The sequence below is a fragment of the Mesorhizobium sp. M2C.T.Ca.TU.002.02.1.1 genome (assembly GCF_003997225.1).
In genome coordinates, this window is record NZ_RZTO01001246.1 from 1 (window position 1) to 1,167 (window position 1,167).

Annotated in this window: 1 protein-coding gene; it reads left to right on the forward strand. The window is 65.8% G+C overall.

The features are described 5' to 3' along the window. Positions 1-249 precede the first annotated feature (249 nt). The coding region (locus EOD07_RS35165; protein WP_127238417.1) for a glycosyl transferase at positions 250-1,167 on the forward strand (918 nt) is incomplete at its 3' end.

The following is a 1,167-nucleotide window of genomic DNA, read 5'->3' on the forward strand; positions in this document are numbered from 1 at the left end:
CCGCCTCGACGGCCTCGGCGGCGAGCCCCGGCGACCGTCCCGCGATCGATACAGAAGCGTCGGACGGCAAAGCGATCATCCGTTTTTGAGCAGCGTGGGTTTGAGCCCTCGATAGCATCGCGGTGATAACGTTTCGTTAATCACCTTCTCGCCCGGCTGTCGGAAAAGGCGGGTCTTCGGCCTTTGACAGTGCCATTTAATCAAGGCTTCACCGCGTTTTGCTACCGGCTGCAGCCAAGGATAGGTGAGATGCATCTGCTGTTCGCCACATCGATCGTGCCCGATGGCGCTCTCGCCTCGGGCTACGAGATTGCCAATGCCGCGATCATCGACGCGCTGCGACGCGCCGGCGTGCGCGTGACGGTCATCGGCTTCATCTGGCCGGGCAAAGCCCCGTCCGATCCCCAGAACACCATCGTGCTCGACGCCGTCGAGGTCCGCACCGAAGGCGCTTCGGCTTTGCGGAAACTCGCCTGGCTGGGCAAGGCGGTTCTCTGCGGTCTTACCTTCTCCTCCGTAAAGCTGCGTGTCGTTTCCGACGCCGAGGTTCGCGCCGCCATCGAACGCGCCGGTCCCTTCGACGGCTATGTCCTGAATTCGGTGCAGTTCGCTGGCGCCTTCGAGAAGGTTCTAGCCGACCGTCCATTCGTCTTCGTGGCGCACAATGTCGAGCACCGCTCGGCCGAGGAAAATGCGGCCGCGGCCGGCAGCGCGCTGCAGCGCTGGCTGTTCCGCCGCGAGGCCAGGCTCCTCAAGGTCATGGAGGAGCGCCTCTGCGGCGCCGCGCGCTTTGTCTTCACGCTGGCCGAGGAAGACCGCGCGGCACTTGGCGTCGCCTCCGCCAGGCGCTCGGCGGTGCTGCCGCTGGTGACCCGGGCGCAGGCGCCGGCAAGCAAGGCCAAGCGCCATATCGAATGCGACGCCGCGCTGATCGGCACCTGGACCTGGCAGCCGAACCGCATCGGGCTCGACTGGTTCCTGACCAAGGTCGTGCCGCATCTGAAGCCGGATTTCCGTGTCAGGATCGCCGGCAACATGCCTGCAGGGGTCAGCTCGCCGCATCCCGGCGTTTCTTTCGTCGGCAGGGTTCCGGATGCGCAGGCCTTCGTGCGCGGCGCCGCCGTCATTCCCTTGATCAGCACCGCCGGCAGCGGCGTGCAGCTGAAG